Below are 13,263 nucleotides of genomic sequence, written 5' to 3'. Positions count from 1 at the left end.
TGCGGTCCGTGGGGCGCCCTCAGGACAGACGCGACCGGAGCACGGCCACGCCCGGACCGTCGAGGTCGTCCAGATAGGCGGCGCGGGCGGCCATGCCCATCACCAGGGCGAGCGTCGACCCGGTGACCAGGGGGCCCGTCGCATCGGACCCTGTCGCGAACGGCCCGTCGTCGGCGCGCAGCTGCAGCCCGGCCACGTGTGTGCGGCTGTTCACGGCGAAGTCGCGGCGGGCGTAGAACTCGGCCACCGGTGTCAACGCCTCGATGCTCGGGGTGTGGGTCAGGCCCAGCGGGCGGCGGATGTCCTGGGCGTGGACGACGATCTCGCCGAGGTAGGCGGCGGTGTGGCCCGACGGCGCGGTGACACTGTCGACGACGGCGCGGAACCGCTCGAGGGTGTCCGCGGGCGTCGTCCCGCGGTGCTCGGCCAGCCGGCGCTCGTTGTGCACGTGCGGACGCAGGCGCGCGCCGAGCATGCTGCGCAGCCACAACCACTGGGTCAGGCTCGCGGCGGCCGTGAGGTGGGCGACGACCTGCTCGACGTCCCACTGTCCGCACAGCGTGCTGCGCCGCCAGTGCGCGGCGCTGAGACTCGAGAGGTCCTCGGCCAGGGCGGCACGCTCGCGGTGGGCCAGGGCCCAGAGCCGGTCGTTCTCGGACCTCTCCCGCTCTCCGGCTCTCATCTCACGAGGTCTCCGTCTCGTTGGTGTCGGGCTGCTCGGCCGGGCCGCGTCCCGAGACCAGCAGCAGCAGGTCGAGGGCCTCGGCCTCGACCGCCTCGCCCTCGCCCCAGGCGGCTCCGGTGCTCCGGTCGATCAGGCGGAGGCCGGCGGCTCGCTCGCGCCCTCCGCCGAAGGCGACGGGGGTGCGCAGCTGATGGGCGAGGGCCTGCACGATGGCGGGCTCCGGGTACCGGCCGGGGATGCCCAGCGGCCTGCGGATGTCCTCTCCGTGCACGATGGCCTCCACCAGGCGGGTGGCGAGGTTCGCCGGCGGCGTCCGGGTGAGGTCGGCCGCCTGCCGGAGCGCGGCGAGGGTGTCGCGCGGGTCGGCGTGCCTCGCTCGGGCGATCCCGTGCGCGTTCGCGCGGTCGAAGTCCATCCGGGCCGCCACCATGGAGCGGACGAAGCCCAGGCGGCCGGTTCGTGCCGTGTCGAGGAGGTGCGCCAGGACGTCGTGGACATCCCATCCCGGGCAGAGGGAGGGACGTGTCCACTGGTCGGGGCTCAGGTCGGCGAGGTCCGCGACCAGCCGTCGCCGCTCGGCGTGGACGCTCTGCCAGGTCGCCGCAGCTGATGCGCGCATGTCCCGCTCCTCGCCTGATACTACGAATAGTGAAGTGGACACTACTGTAGTCGTAGTAATCTGTATCAATGGCAACTCGACGGTCCTACGGGTCGTTCAACGACGGCTGCGCCGCGGCCCACGCGCTCGATCTCATCGGCGAGCGGTGGACGCTGATCGTGGTGCGGGAGCTCCTGCTGGGGCCGAAGCGCTTCTCCGACCTCCAGCGGGACGTGGTCGGCATCGGCCCCGCCGTGCTCACCCAGCGTCTGCACGACCTCGAGGCCCACGGCATCGCGCGCCGGCGGCGGCTGCCCGGGCCCGGGCGCACCGACGTCTACGAGCTCACCGAGTGGGGCGGGCGCCTCGAGGCCGTCAACACCGCGCTGTCGCTATGGGCGGTCGCGTCCCCGGCCCTGCCGCTCGGGGCGGACATGAGCCCCGACACGCTGGTCCTGGCGATGCGCGCCCACGCACGGCCGGGCGCCGGGAGGGGGGAGCACGAGGTGGTGCTCAGCCTCACGGACTCGCGCCGTACGGATGCGGAGCCCGTCACCTACCTGGCCCGGGTCTCCGAGCGGGCCACGACCGTGGACAGGCAGCTCGCGCCGGAGGCGGCCGACGCCGTGGTGGAGGCCAGCACCGCGGACTGGAAGGCCTGCGTGATCGGCGGTGTCCCGCTGGAGCGGCTGCCGGGCGTCAGCGTCAGCGGCAGCGAGGACGCCGTCCGGCGGCTGGTCGGCGCGACGTCGCTGGTGCACGCGCTCTGAGGGTTCCACCTCTCAGGGTTCGACTGAGGAGGGACGACGACGCGACGGGGGAGGACTGTACGACCGCGCGCGAGCCCGCAGCCGACAAGAGCGCATCAAGGCGAGACAACTCCGCGACAAGACGCCGAGCGGAGCGACCGGGCGGGCCTAGCGTGCCGGTGTGACCAGTCGCGATCACGCGTCAGCTCCTCGGCCGACACCGTCGTGCCGGCAGCGGCAGGCGCTGAACCGGGGACGGCGTCGAGGTCACCGGTGACCGCCGCGCCCAGCAGGACCAGGCCATACGCTGTGCTCTGAGCCCTGCTGGCCGGCGGTCCGTGGCGTCAGGCGGTCCGCGCGTCAGGCGGCCCGCGTCGCGTGACGCGAGGCGTGCAGCAGCGTTGAGGCCAGCGCCGAGCAGAGCAACAGGATCGGCGAGCGGTCTCGGGAGCAGCGAGCGGCCAGCTCGCGCAGCGCGTTGCCGCAGCTCAGGTAGCCCGGTCCGAGCCCCGGTCCGCGCGGGCCTTCGGCGAGCTGGCCGAGCCGGCGGCCTCCCGCCTCGAGCAGCGCGGTGACCTCCCGGTGCTGCACCTGGCTCAGCGCCACGCTGCCACCGATGACCTGGTGCGCCAGCCGGTCGATGAGGTCACCGGCGTCGCGCAGGTCGCGGAGGAACTGCAGTTCGTCGACCAGCTGCGGCATCGCCACCGGAGCCCGGTGCCGCATCCGGCTGCTGACGGCCGCGCAGACGTCGTGCCGCTGCGCCGAGCCGGCCAGCACCGCGCGGGCCGCGGCGGCGTCGCCGTCGAGCGCGGCGCGTAGCGACCTCGTGAAGGCATCCGCGGTCGAGGAGAGCAGGAAGGGCAGGTCCGGGTCGGTCATGGAGCGATGCTGCGGCTCCCGGCTCGCCCGCCGGTAGGGGGTTGGCGCAACGATGACGAGATATTGACGGCTCGGCAGCGGATCTTGACGGCATGACCCCTCCCCGGCCCGGCGGCCGGCGGACAGGGTGAGGGGCGTGAATCACTCCCACGAACCCCGCACGGTCCTCGTCCCGGTCCGGGTGGGCACCTCCGGTGCGACCAGCCTCAGCCTGTGCCGCCGACCCGACGGCGTGCGCACCGGTCTGGCGTTCAGCTCGACAGCGGCCCTCGAGCAGGCGATGGGAGCCGGACATCCCCGCCAGGCCCTCAGCCTGTCCGCGCTGCGCGCCCTGCTCGAGCAGGTCGGCGTCCACGCGATCCAGCTCGACGCCGAGGCCCTCGCACGGCCCGTCACTGCGTTGCGGGCGGCCTCGTGAGTCAGCGGCTCAGTCCGCTGCCGACCACGCCGCCCACAGCTCGCCGTACCTGCCCTGGCGGGCCAGCAGCTCCTCGTGGGTGCCGCGCTCGACGACCTCGCCGTCGTGCAGCACCAGGATCTCGTCGGCGGTGCGCGCCTGGGTGAGCCGGTGGGCCACCACCAGGGAGGCGCGGCCGCGGGTCACCGCGAGCGCCGCGGCCTCCAGCTCGCGGGCGCCGGCGGAGCCGGCCTCCGCGGTGGCCTCGTCGAGGACCACGACCCACGGGTCGGCCAGGACGACGCGGGCCAGCGCGAGCTGCTGGGCCTGGGCGGCGGTGACGCGATGGGCGCCGTCGCCGATGAGCGTGTCCAGCCCCTCGGGCAGCGCCGCGACCCATTCGCCCGCGTGCGCCACCTCGAGCGCGGCCAGCACCTCGGCGTCGCTCGCCGACTCCGCGGCCAGGGTGACCGCCTCACGGACGGTGCCGGAGAAGACGTGGACGTCCTGGCTGACCAGCACCACCCGGCGCCGTACGGCGTGGGCCGGCAGTTCCTCGTAGTCGACGCCGGCGAGCGTCACCTCGCCGTGGGTGGGACGCAGCACTCCCGCGGCCACGGCGCCCAGCGTGGTCTTGCCGGCCCCGGTCGCACCGACGAGGGCGACGCGTCGTCCGGGCTCCAGGCGCAGGTCCGCACAGTGCAGCACCGGCCGGCCGGCGACGTACTCGTGGCCCACCCCGCGCAGCACCAGGGCGCCCGGGGTCTCGGGCAGCTCGGCGTCGGGCTGGGTCGGCTCGGGCAGCGCGGCGACGCCGGCCAGCCTGGCCAGCGACGCGCCGGTGGACTGCAGCTCGTCGAAGAGCAGCAGCAGCGCCCCGATCGGGTTGAACAGCCGGTGGAAGTAGAGCGCGGCCGCGGTCACCGCACCGACCGTGCTCAGGTCCTCGCGCACCAGCCAGAAGCCCGCGCCGATGACCAGGACCAGGCCGAGCAGCTCGGTGGAGTTGATCCGGGTGAAGAAGCGGGTCAGCAGCGTGAACACGTCGAGGGCGATGTCGAGCGCACGCTGGGAGGTGGTCTCGACGCGTGCGTTGTGCTCGTGTTCGAGGGCGTAGGCGCGCACGGTCGGCGAGCCCTCGATCGAGCTGACCAGCACCTCGGCGCGCTCGCCCTGGGCGACCCGCTCGTCGCGGTAGCGGGGACCCGAGCGCGGCAGGTACCAGCGCAGCGCGGTGACGTAGGCCGGCACCGTGAGCAGGCCGACCAGCCCCAGGCGCCAGTCGAGGGCGAGCAGCCCGAGCGCGGTGAAGGAGATGGTGACGACGGCGGTGACCAGGGTCGGGATCACCCGGACCAGGGCGTCGGCGATCATCCGCACGTCGTCGCCGACGCGGGAGAGCAGGTCGCCGACACCGGCGCTCTCCACCCGGGCCGCGTCCAGGTGCAGGGCCCGGTCGAGGACCTCCTCGCGCAGGTCGGCCAGCGCCGGCTCTCCGGCCCGGGCGAGGGCCGCGACCGCCAGGCCGCTGCTGAGCGCCGCGACCAGGGCCGAGCCGGCGATCAGCAGCGCCACCCGGGTGACGTCGGCGGAGTCGGCACCGGCGCGGATGTCGTCGACCAGCCCGCCCAGCACCCAGGGCGCGACCAGTCCGCTGAGCCCGGCCACGGCGAACGAGACCACGGCCGCCAGGAGCGGCCAGGGCCGCGTCGCGATCAGTCGCCAGGCGGTCCGCACGGTCTCCTGGCGGCTCGCGATGGGCAGCAGGTCGCGGGTCATCGCAGCACCAGCTCGCGGTAGTCGGGGTCGTCGCTGAGCTCGGCGTGGGTCCCGCTCGCGGTGACCCGCCCCTGGGTCAGCACGACGACGCGATCGGCCTGGGCGAGCAGGGCCGGGCTGGTGGTGAGCAGCCAGGTGGTGTGCCGCGACCCGGGAGCGTGGCGCAGGGCGCGGATGCCCGCCGCGATCCGGTGCTCGGTGACCGCGTCGACCGCCGTGGTGGGGTCGTGCAGCACCAGCACCGGGACGTCGCAGGCCAGCGCCCGGGCCAGGGCGACGCGCTGGCGCTGGCCCCCGGAGAGAGTCGAGCCCTGCGCGGTGACCGGCTGGTCCACGCCCTCCTCGCGCAGCGCGGCGACGTCGGTGGCCGCCGACGCGGCCAGGGCCCGGTCCACGGTCGCCTCGTCGCAGCCGCCGGGGGGCTCGACGTTGCTGCGCAGCGTGCCCTCGAACAGGTCGGGGTGGTGCGGGGCGACGACCAGCCGGCTGCGGCGGGCCTCGACGCTGAGCTCCCCGAGCGGTACGCCGTCGAGGTGGGCGCAGTCGTGCTCGTCCTCGCGCAGCTCCCCGGAGAGGATGCGCATCGTGCGCGCCGCGTCGGCCGGGTCGGTGACCACCGCGAGCAGCTCGCCGGGCTCCGAGGCGATGTCGCCCAGCCGCAGGCCCGGCGGCGCCCCGGGCGGGGGCGTGGCCTCGCCGGCGCTCAGCAGCGGGGGGCTGTTCAGGTAGGCCACGATCCGGCGCGCCGAGGCGTGGGCCCGGCCGGCGTGCGCGCCGACCTCGCCGAGAGCGCTGATCGGCTCGGCGAGGAACTGGGTGAGACCGACGATGGCGACCAGCTCGCCGATGGAGATCTCGCCCTCCACCGCGAGCCGCCCGGCGAGCAGCGCGACCAGGGCGAGGAAGAGCGTGCTCAACCCGGTGGCGAGGCCGGTCATCACACCGTAGGCGTCGGCGGTGCGGATGCTCGCGTCGCGGGCCGCCGCGCTGTGGCTGCGGTAGCGGCGCCCGGCCACGTCCTCGGCGCCGATCCCCTTGAGCACGCGCAGGCCGCGGACCAGGTCGGTCGCGACGCCGGTGGCCCGGGCGACGGTCTCCTGCTGGTGGTGGCTGCGACGCGAGATCGTCGGCGTCACCAGCTGGATGATCGCCAGCACCACCGGCACCCCGATCAGCACGACCAGGCCGAGTCGCAGGTCGATGCCGATCAGCACCCAGGCGCTGACCAGGATCGCCATCAGGCTGGCCAGCGTGTAGCCGAGCGAGTTGATCAGCTGGCCGACCGCCTCCGCGTCGGAGGTGGCCAGCGACAGTGTCTCCCCGGGGAGCAGGGGGCTGCTGGTGCCGCGGGGGTCGAGGGCCCGCCCGGCCGTCTCGACGCGCATCCGGTGGGTCTCGCGCTCCATCACGCCGACGCCCAGCCGCGCGCCGTACCGCCAGGAGAGGCTGAGCACCACGAACAGCCCGACCAGCACCGAACCCCACAGGGCGAGGGCCTCGGCGTCGGAGGTGGCGACGGCACGATCGATCAGCAGCCCCACCACGACCGGCACCAGCGCCTCGCACAGCTGCCAGGCCGCCAGCAGCGCCATGAACACGCTCAGCGGTCGCCAGTTGCGGCGCAGCATCCGCCAGACCAACGAGGAGGGGGTCGTCACCACGAAGTGAGGCTAGCCATCCCCCAACCCGCCCCCGCACCACACCCCCTCCGCGCCACCCCCCTTGCTTGTAACGCGGGGTTATGCCCACTGCCACCGCGTCACAGCGCTGTGGTGGTGGGCATAACCCCGCGTTACATGGGGCGTGGCCGGGGCGGTACGGCGAGCGCGGCGCGGGCCATCGTGGTGAGGAGGTCGCGCATCGTCGGCTCGGGGAGCAGGGCGCTGCGGGGCGTGGAGTTGATCAGACCGAACGCCGCGTGCGCCATCGCGCGGGCCGGGTCGAGGCCGAGCCCGGGGTGCAGGCGGCGCAGCTGGGCGGCCCACAGGTCGACGTAGTCGCGCTGCAGCGTGCGGACCCGCTCGCGGGCGTCCTCGGGCAACGACTGCCAGTCGCGGTCCTGGACGACGATCAGCGGCTTGTGGCGCAGCGCGAAGTCCACGTGCCATTCGATCAGCGCGCTCAGCGCCGCGTCGGCGTCGGCCATCCCGGCGACGCGGTCCCGGCCCACGGCGAGCAGCTCCTCGCTGATCGAGACCAGCATCTCGGCGAGCACCGCGTCCTTGGACGCGAAGTGCTTGTACAGCGCAGGTCCGGAGATCCCGCAGGCCGCGCCGAGGTCGACCACCGAGACACCGTGGAAGCCGCGGGCAGCGAACAGCTCTGCGGCGGTGTCGAGGATCTGCTCGCGCCGGCTCACCGGCGCCGATGCGTCGCTAGCGGGGGGCATCGGGACCCTCGCGCGCCTCGGACACTCCCGGCGCCCCCGGACCCCCCGGCGCGGCCGGCGCGGCCGGAACCCCCGGCGCGGACTGAGCCCCAGGACCGATCGGAGCGGCGGCATCGGCCCCATCGTCCCCCTCGAGAGCAGCCGGGTCGTCCTCCTCGTCCGCCTTCTCCAGCGGCGAGGCGGCGAAGGTGACGCTGACCGTCTCGAAGCCCTTCAACCGCTGTGCCTGGGCGAGCCCGGCGTAGGCGCGTCGGTCGCCCTCGGTGAGCCGCACCCGGTCGGTGAACGGCGTGAGCAGCGCCCGCGGGTAGAGCCGCTTGGCCAGCACCACGTTGATCTCGATGCCGATCACCGAGACCACCGAGCTGAGATAGATCAGCCCCATCAGGCCGAGCACCAGGCCGAACGTCTGGGTCATCGAGGAGGTCCCGACCAGGACCGAGGAGACGTAGTACGCGCCGATGATCTGCAGGCCCTGCCACATGATCGCGACGGCGAAGGCGCCCGGGGCGGCGCGCAGAAGCTGCTGGCCGCGGGCCGCGGCGAGCCGGAAGAGCACGGTGAAGGCACCGCCGACGAGCAGGACGTTGATGAGCCGCAGCGCCCAGCCCGCCCACCAGTCGGGGTCGGAGCCGAAGACGTCGGTGGCGTTCGCGACCTCGCTCGCCACGCTCACCGCGAGCAGCCCGGCGCCGACGACCAGCAGGATCCCCAGGCTGCGCACCCGCGCCAGGATCGGGTTGGGCCGGCTGTTGCGCGGGATCGCCCAGGCGGCGTTCTGGGTGTTCTGGATCGCCTGGCCCAGGCCGACCGCGCCGTACAGCGCGACGCTCGCGCCGATCACGATGCTCTCGGTCGAGCCCTGCAGCCCACCGGGGCGGCCGAGCTCATCGCCGATGATCGGGAACTGGCTGAGCGCGGTGTCGAGCAGGCTCTCCTGGAGGCTGGGCCGGCCCTCGAGCACCAGACCCAGGATCGAGGTGCCCAGCAGCATCAGCGGGAAGATCGCGATGAACGCGTAGTAGGTCAGCGCGGCGGCGAGGTAGTTGCCCTGGTCGTCGAGGAACTTGTAGAGCACCGCCAACGGGATCGACGTGCGCGGGTGACGGCGGTGCCACCGGTCGACGGCGGCGACGAACCCGGGCTCCACGTGAGGCAGGCTACTCGCGCACGGCGGCTTTCGTCGCCAGCCATGGCCTGGCGAGCCACCAGGCGGTAGCATCCCGACGTTGGTTAGCGAACATTAACCCGGAGGTGGGCGGATGGCTGCCGAGATGAAGGAGCTCGTCGCCGAGCTGCGCGAGCGGCTCGCGGTGGTGCGCCAGGGCGGCTCGGAGTCCGCGCGCGCCAAGCACGCCGGCCGCGGGAAGCTGCTGGTGCGCGACCGGGTCGACCGGCTGCTGGACCCCGGCAGCCCGTTCCTGGAGCTGAGCCCGCTCGCCGCCACCGGCATGTACGGCGCGGGCTCCGACGCCGGCGTCGCGGCAGGCGAGACCGTGCCCAGCGCCGGCATCGTCACCGGCATCGGCCGGGTCAGCGGCCGCGAGTGCGTGGTGATCGCCAACGACGCCACCGTCAAGGGCGGCACCTACTACCCGGTCACGGTCAAGAAGCACCTGCGCGCCCAGGAGGTCGCCGCGCAGAACCACCTCCCGTGCATCGCGCTGGTCGACTCCGGCGGCGCCTTCCTGCCGATGCAGGACGAGGTGTTCCCCGACAAGGAGCACTTCGGCCGGATCTTCTTCAACCAGGCCAACCTCTCCGCGCGCGGCATCCCGCAGGTCGCGGCGGTGATGGGCTCGTGCACCGCCGGCGGTGCCTACGTCCCGGCGATGTCGGATGAGACCGTGATCGTCAAGGAGCAGGGCACGATCTTCCTCGGCGGCCCGCCGCTGGTGAAGGCCGCCACCGGCGAGGTCGTCACCGCCGAGGAGCTGGGCGGCGGCGACGTCCACGCCCGCACCTCCGGCGTCGTGGACCACCTGGCCGAGGACGACGCGCACGCCCTGGCCATCGTGCGCAGCATCGTGGACACCTTCGAGCGCCGGCGCCCGGCCACCCTCGAGCGGCACGCCTCCGAGGAGCCGCTGGAGGACCCGGCCACGCTCTACGACGTGGTGCCCACCGACCCGCGCACGCCGTACGACGTGCGCGAGGTGATCCGGCGCCTGGTCGACGGCAGCCGGATGCACGAGTTCAAGCGGCTCTACGGCGAGACCCTGGTCTGCGGGTTCGCCCGGATCCACGGCTACCCGGTCGGCATCGTGGCCAACAACGGCATCCTGTTCAGCGAGTCGTCGCTCAAGGGCGCCCACTTCATCGAGCTGTGCAACCAGCGCGGCATCCCGCTGGTCTTCCTGCAGAACATCACCGGCTTCATGGTCGGGCGCGAGTACGAGAACCGCGGCATCGCCCGCGACGGCGCCAAGCTGGTCACCGCGGTGGCCTGCTCGGTGGTGCCGAAGTTCACCGTCGTCATCGGCGGCTCCTACGGCGCCGGCAACTACGGCATGTGCGGGCGCGCCTACGACCCCCGCTTCCTGTGGATGTGGCCCAACGCGCGGATCTCGGTGATGGGCGGCGAGCAGGCCGCCTCGGTGCTGGCCACCGTGCGCCGCGACGGCCTCGAGGCCCGCGGCGCCGAGTGGTCGGCCGAGGAGGAGGAGGCGTTCAAGGCCCCGATCCGCGAGCAGTACGAGCACCAGGGCTCGCCCTACTACTCCACCGCCCGGCTCTGGGACGACGGCGTCATCGACCCCGCCGACACCCGCCGGGTGCTCGGCATGGGCCTGGCCGCGGCCGCGCACGCGCCGCTGCCCGACCCCTCCTACGGCGTCTTCCGGATGTGATGAGCATGCTGGCCCTCGATCTGCACACCGTCCTGGTCGCCAACCGCGGCGAGATCGCCCGACGGGTGATCCGCACCTGCCGGCGCCTCGGCATCCGCAGCGTGGCGATCTTCACCGACCTCGACGCGCACGCCCTGCACGTGCGCGAGGCCGACGAGGCGCTGCGCGTGTCGAGCTATCTGGACATCGACGCCGTGCTCGCCGCCGCGCAGGCGTCGGGGGCCGACGCGGTCCACCCCGGCTACGGCTTCCTCTCCGAGCGCGCCGAGTTCGCCCGCGCCCTCGAGGGGGCCGGGATCAAGCTGGTCGGGCCCTCCTCGGTGGTGATGGAGCAGATGGGCCGCAAGGACGCCGCCCGCGAGATCGCCGTGGCGGCGGGGGTGCCGGTGGTGCCCCGCGGCGAGGACGCCGGGTTCCCCGTCCTCGTCAAGGCCGCGGCCGGCGGCGGCGGCAAGGGCATGCGCATCGTCCGCGACGCGAGCGAGTACGACGCGGCGCTGGCCGCCGCGAAGCGCGAGGCGCTGTCGTCGTTCGGCGACGACACCATGCTCGTCGAGAAGTACGTCGAGCACGGCCGCCACGTCGAGGTGCAGGTGCTGGGCGACGCGCACGGCAACGTCGTGCACCTCTTCGAGCGCGACTGCTCGACCCAGCGACGCCACCAGAAGGTGATCGAGGAGGCCCCTGCTCCCGGCCTGGACCCGGCCCTGCGCGAGCGGCTCACCGACGCCGCGGTCGCGCTGGCCCGCCACGTCGGCTACGAGGGGGCCGGCACCGTGGAGTTCCTCGTCGACGCCGACACCGGTGAGGCCTACTTCCTGGAGATGAACACCCGCCTGCAGGTCGAGCACCCGGTCACCGAGGCGATCTGCGGCGACCTCGACCTGGTCGAGCACCAGCTCCGCGTCGCGGCCGGGGAGCGGCTCTCGCTGCGCCAGGAGGACCTCGCCATCACCGGGCACGCGATCGAGGTGCGCATCTACGCCGAGGACTCCTTCGGCGGCTTCCTGCCGCAGGCCGGCACCGCGACGCTGGTGCGCTGGCCGCAGGGGGCGCGCGTCGACCACGCCCTGGAGAGCGGCCAGGTGGTCAGCACGTCGTACGACCCGATGCTCGGCAAGGTCGTCGTGCACGGGGCCGACCGGGAGAGCGCGCGGCGCACGCTGCTGGCCGCCCTCGACGACACCGCGATCCTCGGTCTCACCACCAATGTCGGGTTCCTGCGCGCGCTGGTGGCCGGCGAGGAGTTCCGCGCCGGTGCCGTCGAGACCGCCTGGCTGGACACCGCGCGGCTCGAGCCGCCCGCCGCGGACCTGGCCCGGGTCTTCGCCGCCTGGACCCAGGCGATGCTGGTCGCCGAGGGCCTCCTGCCCGGCGGGCTGGGGGCCGGGGACCCGTTCCGCGCGGACGGGTTCCGGCTCGGGGCGCCGCCCGCCGCCCAGTGCATCGAGCTGGACCGCCCGGTCACCGTCGACCGCGCCGCCGGGATCGTCCGGGACCAGACGGAGCGGGCCGTGCGCGAGCTCAGCGCGCAGCGCCACGTCGTGGTGCTCGCGATCGACGGCCGACGCGAGCAGGCGGTGGTCGACGTGACCGCGCACGCGGTGGAGGTGGTGCACCGCGGCCAGCGACACGTGTTCACCCGCCCCGACCCGTTCCTGGACCACGCGGCGGACCTCGGCGACGGGACCGTGCTCGCGCCGATGCCGGGCACGGTGCTCACGCTCCCGGTCGCCGCGGGCGACCCGGTCGCGCACGGCGACGTGCTGGCCACCATGGAGGCGATGAAGATGGAGCTCACCCTGCGGGCGCCGTTCGCCGGCACGGTCACCGTCGTGGACGCCGTGGCCGGCGCCCAGGTCGCGCTGGGCGCCCGGCTGCTCGTGGTCGAGCCCACCGCCGCTGAGCCCACCGCCGCTGAGCCCACCGTCTCCGCCGAGTCCGAGTAGCGTCGGGCCCAGTCGTCCGAGCAGGAGAGGAGCGCGCCGTGCGCAGTCCCCAGCAGGTCCCCACTCCCGGCCTGCCCGAGCAGGTGACGATCTACGAGGTCGGCGCCCGCGACGGCCTGCAGAACGAGGCGACCCGAGTCCCGCTCGAGGTGAAGGCGGAGCTGGTCGGCCGCCTGCTCACCGCCGGGCTGCCGGTGGTGGAGGCGACCAGCTTCGTGCATCCGAAGTGGGTGCCGCAGCTGGCCGACGCCGCCGAGCTGATGACGCTGCTGGTCGACCAGCACGGCGACTACGCGCGCGACCTGCCGGTGCTGGTGCCCAACGAGCGCGGGCTCGACCGCGCCCTCGACCTCGGGCTGCGCCACATCGCGATCTTCGGCTCCGCGACCGAGACCTTCGCCCAGCGCAACCTCAACCGCAGCCTCGACGAGCAGTTCACGATGTTCGAGCCGACGGTGCGCCGCGCCCGCGACGCTGGGGTCCGGGTCCGGGCCTACGTCTCGATGTGCTTCGGGGACCCGTGGGAGGGTCACGTCCCGATCGAGCAGGTCGTCTCCGTGGGCAGGCGCCTGTTCGACCTCGGCGCCGACCAGCTCAGCCTCGGCGACACCACCGGCGTCGGCACCCCCGGCCACGTCACCGCGCTGGTGGACGCCTTCACCGCTGCCGGGATGCGCCCCGACCAGCTGGCCATGCACTTCCACGACACCTACGGCCAGGCCCTCGCCAACGCGTACGCCGCGCTGGGCGTCGGCATCACCACCTTCGACAGCTCCGCCGGCGGACTCGGGGGCTGCCCCTACGCCAAGAGCGCCACCGGGAACCTCGCCACCGAGGACCTGGTGTGGATGCTGCGCGGGCTCGGCATCGACACCGGCGTCGACCTCGAGGCGCTGGCCGCGACCAGCACCTGGATGGCCGGGCGGCTGCGTCGCCCCAGCCCGTCGGCGGTGGTCCGTGCGCTGGGTGAGGGCTGAACGGCGTAC

12 protein-coding genes are annotated in these 13,263 nt (G+C 74.0%); 5 read left to right on the top strand and 7 right to left on the bottom strand.

Annotation, left to right across the window (positions count from 1 at the left end; genetic code table 11):
- Positions 1 to 19: 19 nt before the first annotated feature.
- Together AC6EI4_RS01795 and AC6EI4_RS01790 are read right to left on the bottom strand one after the other, a co-directional pair.
- On the bottom strand, positions 20 to 682 hold the full coding sequence (locus tag AC6EI4_RS01795; RefSeq protein ID WP_498420259.1) for a maleylpyruvate isomerase family mycothiol-dependent enzyme: 663 nt from the start codon (positions 680 to 682) through the stop codon (positions 20 to 22).
- A gap of 1 nt (position 683) precedes the next feature.
- A complete protein-coding gene (locus AC6EI4_RS01790; RefSeq protein WP_498450386.1) occupies positions 684 to 1,304 on the bottom strand; it encodes a maleylpyruvate isomerase family mycothiol-dependent enzyme in 621 nt (206 codons plus the stop codon).
- A 68-nt stretch (positions 1,305 to 1,372) separates the two neighbouring features.
- On the opposite strand from AC6EI4_RS01790, the gene AC6EI4_RS01785 reads away from it, so the two are divergent.
- Positions 1,373 to 2,053 carry a winged helix-turn-helix transcriptional regulator gene (locus tag AC6EI4_RS01785; RefSeq protein WP_498450385.1) on the top strand — a complete coding sequence of 227 codons (681 nt, stop codon included), beginning with the start codon at positions 1,373 to 1,375 and terminating at the stop codon, positions 2,051 to 2,053.
- A 339-nt stretch (positions 2,054 to 2,392) separates the two neighbouring features.
- On the opposite strand, the gene AC6EI4_RS01780 is transcribed toward AC6EI4_RS01785, so the two are convergent.
- A complete protein-coding gene (locus AC6EI4_RS01780; RefSeq protein WP_498450384.1) occupies positions 2,393 to 2,914 on the bottom strand; it encodes a hypothetical protein in 522 nt (173 codons plus the stop codon).
- A 136-nt stretch (positions 2,915 to 3,050) separates the two neighbouring features.
- Here AC6EI4_RS01780 and AC6EI4_RS01775 point away from each other — a divergent pair, with 136 nt between their 5' ends.
- Positions 3,051 to 3,332 carry an SAV_915 family protein gene (locus AC6EI4_RS01775; RefSeq protein ID WP_498450383.1) on the top strand — a complete coding sequence of 94 codons (282 nt, stop codon included), beginning with the start codon at positions 3,051 to 3,053 and terminating at the stop codon, positions 3,330 to 3,332.
- Between the two features lie 9 nt (positions 3,333 to 3,341).
- Here the strand turns inward: AC6EI4_RS01775 and AC6EI4_RS01770 are convergent, their stop codons facing one another.
- The 4 genes from AC6EI4_RS01770 to AC6EI4_RS01755 all read right to left on the bottom strand — a co-directional run bounded on the left by AC6EI4_RS01770 (position 3,342) and on the right by AC6EI4_RS01755 (position 8,629).
- The gene (locus tag AC6EI4_RS01770) at positions 3,342 to 5,090 is read right to left on the bottom strand and encodes an ABC transporter ATP-binding protein (RefSeq protein ID WP_498450382.1); all 1,749 of its coding nucleotides are present in this window, start codon (positions 5,088 to 5,090) and stop codon (positions 3,342 to 3,344) included.
- Positions 5,087 to 6,751, bottom strand: a complete 1,665-nt coding sequence (locus AC6EI4_RS01765; RefSeq protein ID WP_498450381.1) for an ABC transporter ATP-binding protein — start codon at positions 6,749 to 6,751, stop codon at positions 5,087 to 5,089. The genes AC6EI4_RS01770 and AC6EI4_RS01765 overlap by 4 nt, the downstream gene beginning before the upstream one ends.
- Positions 6,752 to 6,882: 131 nt before the next feature.
- The gene (locus tag AC6EI4_RS01760) at positions 6,883 to 7,479 is read right to left on the bottom strand and encodes an SACE_7040 family transcriptional regulator (protein WP_498420271.1); all 597 of its coding nucleotides are present in this window, start codon (positions 7,477 to 7,479) and stop codon (positions 6,883 to 6,885) included.
- Positions 7,466 to 8,629 (bottom strand): YihY/virulence factor BrkB family protein, encoded by a 1,164-nt coding sequence (locus tag AC6EI4_RS01755; protein WP_498450380.1) that lies wholly within the window; start codon positions 8,627 to 8,629, stop codon positions 7,466 to 7,468. Before AC6EI4_RS01755 ends, AC6EI4_RS01760 begins: the two co-directional genes overlap by 14 nt.
- A 112-nt stretch (positions 8,630 to 8,741) precedes the next feature.
- Between AC6EI4_RS01755 and AC6EI4_RS01750 the strand changes: the two genes are divergently transcribed.
- From AC6EI4_RS01750 to AC6EI4_RS01740, 3 genes are read left to right on the top strand one after another with little or no spacing between them, the layout of a single operon-like run.
- On the top strand, positions 8,742 to 10,328 hold the full coding sequence (locus tag AC6EI4_RS01750; RefSeq protein ID WP_498450379.1) for a carboxyl transferase domain-containing protein: 1,587 nt from the start codon (positions 8,742 to 8,744) through the stop codon (positions 10,326 to 10,328).
- A 5-nt stretch (positions 10,329 to 10,333) separates the two neighbouring features.
- A complete protein-coding gene (locus AC6EI4_RS01745) occupies positions 10,334 to 12,277 on the top strand; it encodes an acetyl/propionyl/methylcrotonyl-CoA carboxylase subunit alpha (protein WP_498450378.1) in 1,944 nt (647 codons plus the stop codon).
- A 38-nt stretch (positions 12,278 to 12,315) separates the two neighbouring features.
- Complete coding sequence (locus AC6EI4_RS01740; RefSeq protein ID WP_498450377.1) at positions 12,316 to 13,254, top strand: hydroxymethylglutaryl-CoA lyase; 939 nt, start codon at positions 12,316 to 12,318, stop codon at positions 13,252 to 13,254.
- Positions 13,255 to 13,263 lie beyond the last annotated feature (9 nt).

It is taken from the genome of Nocardioides sp. Z43_10 (assembly GCF_059766615.1).
This window is presented reverse-complemented; position numbering and strand designations above follow the sequence as displayed.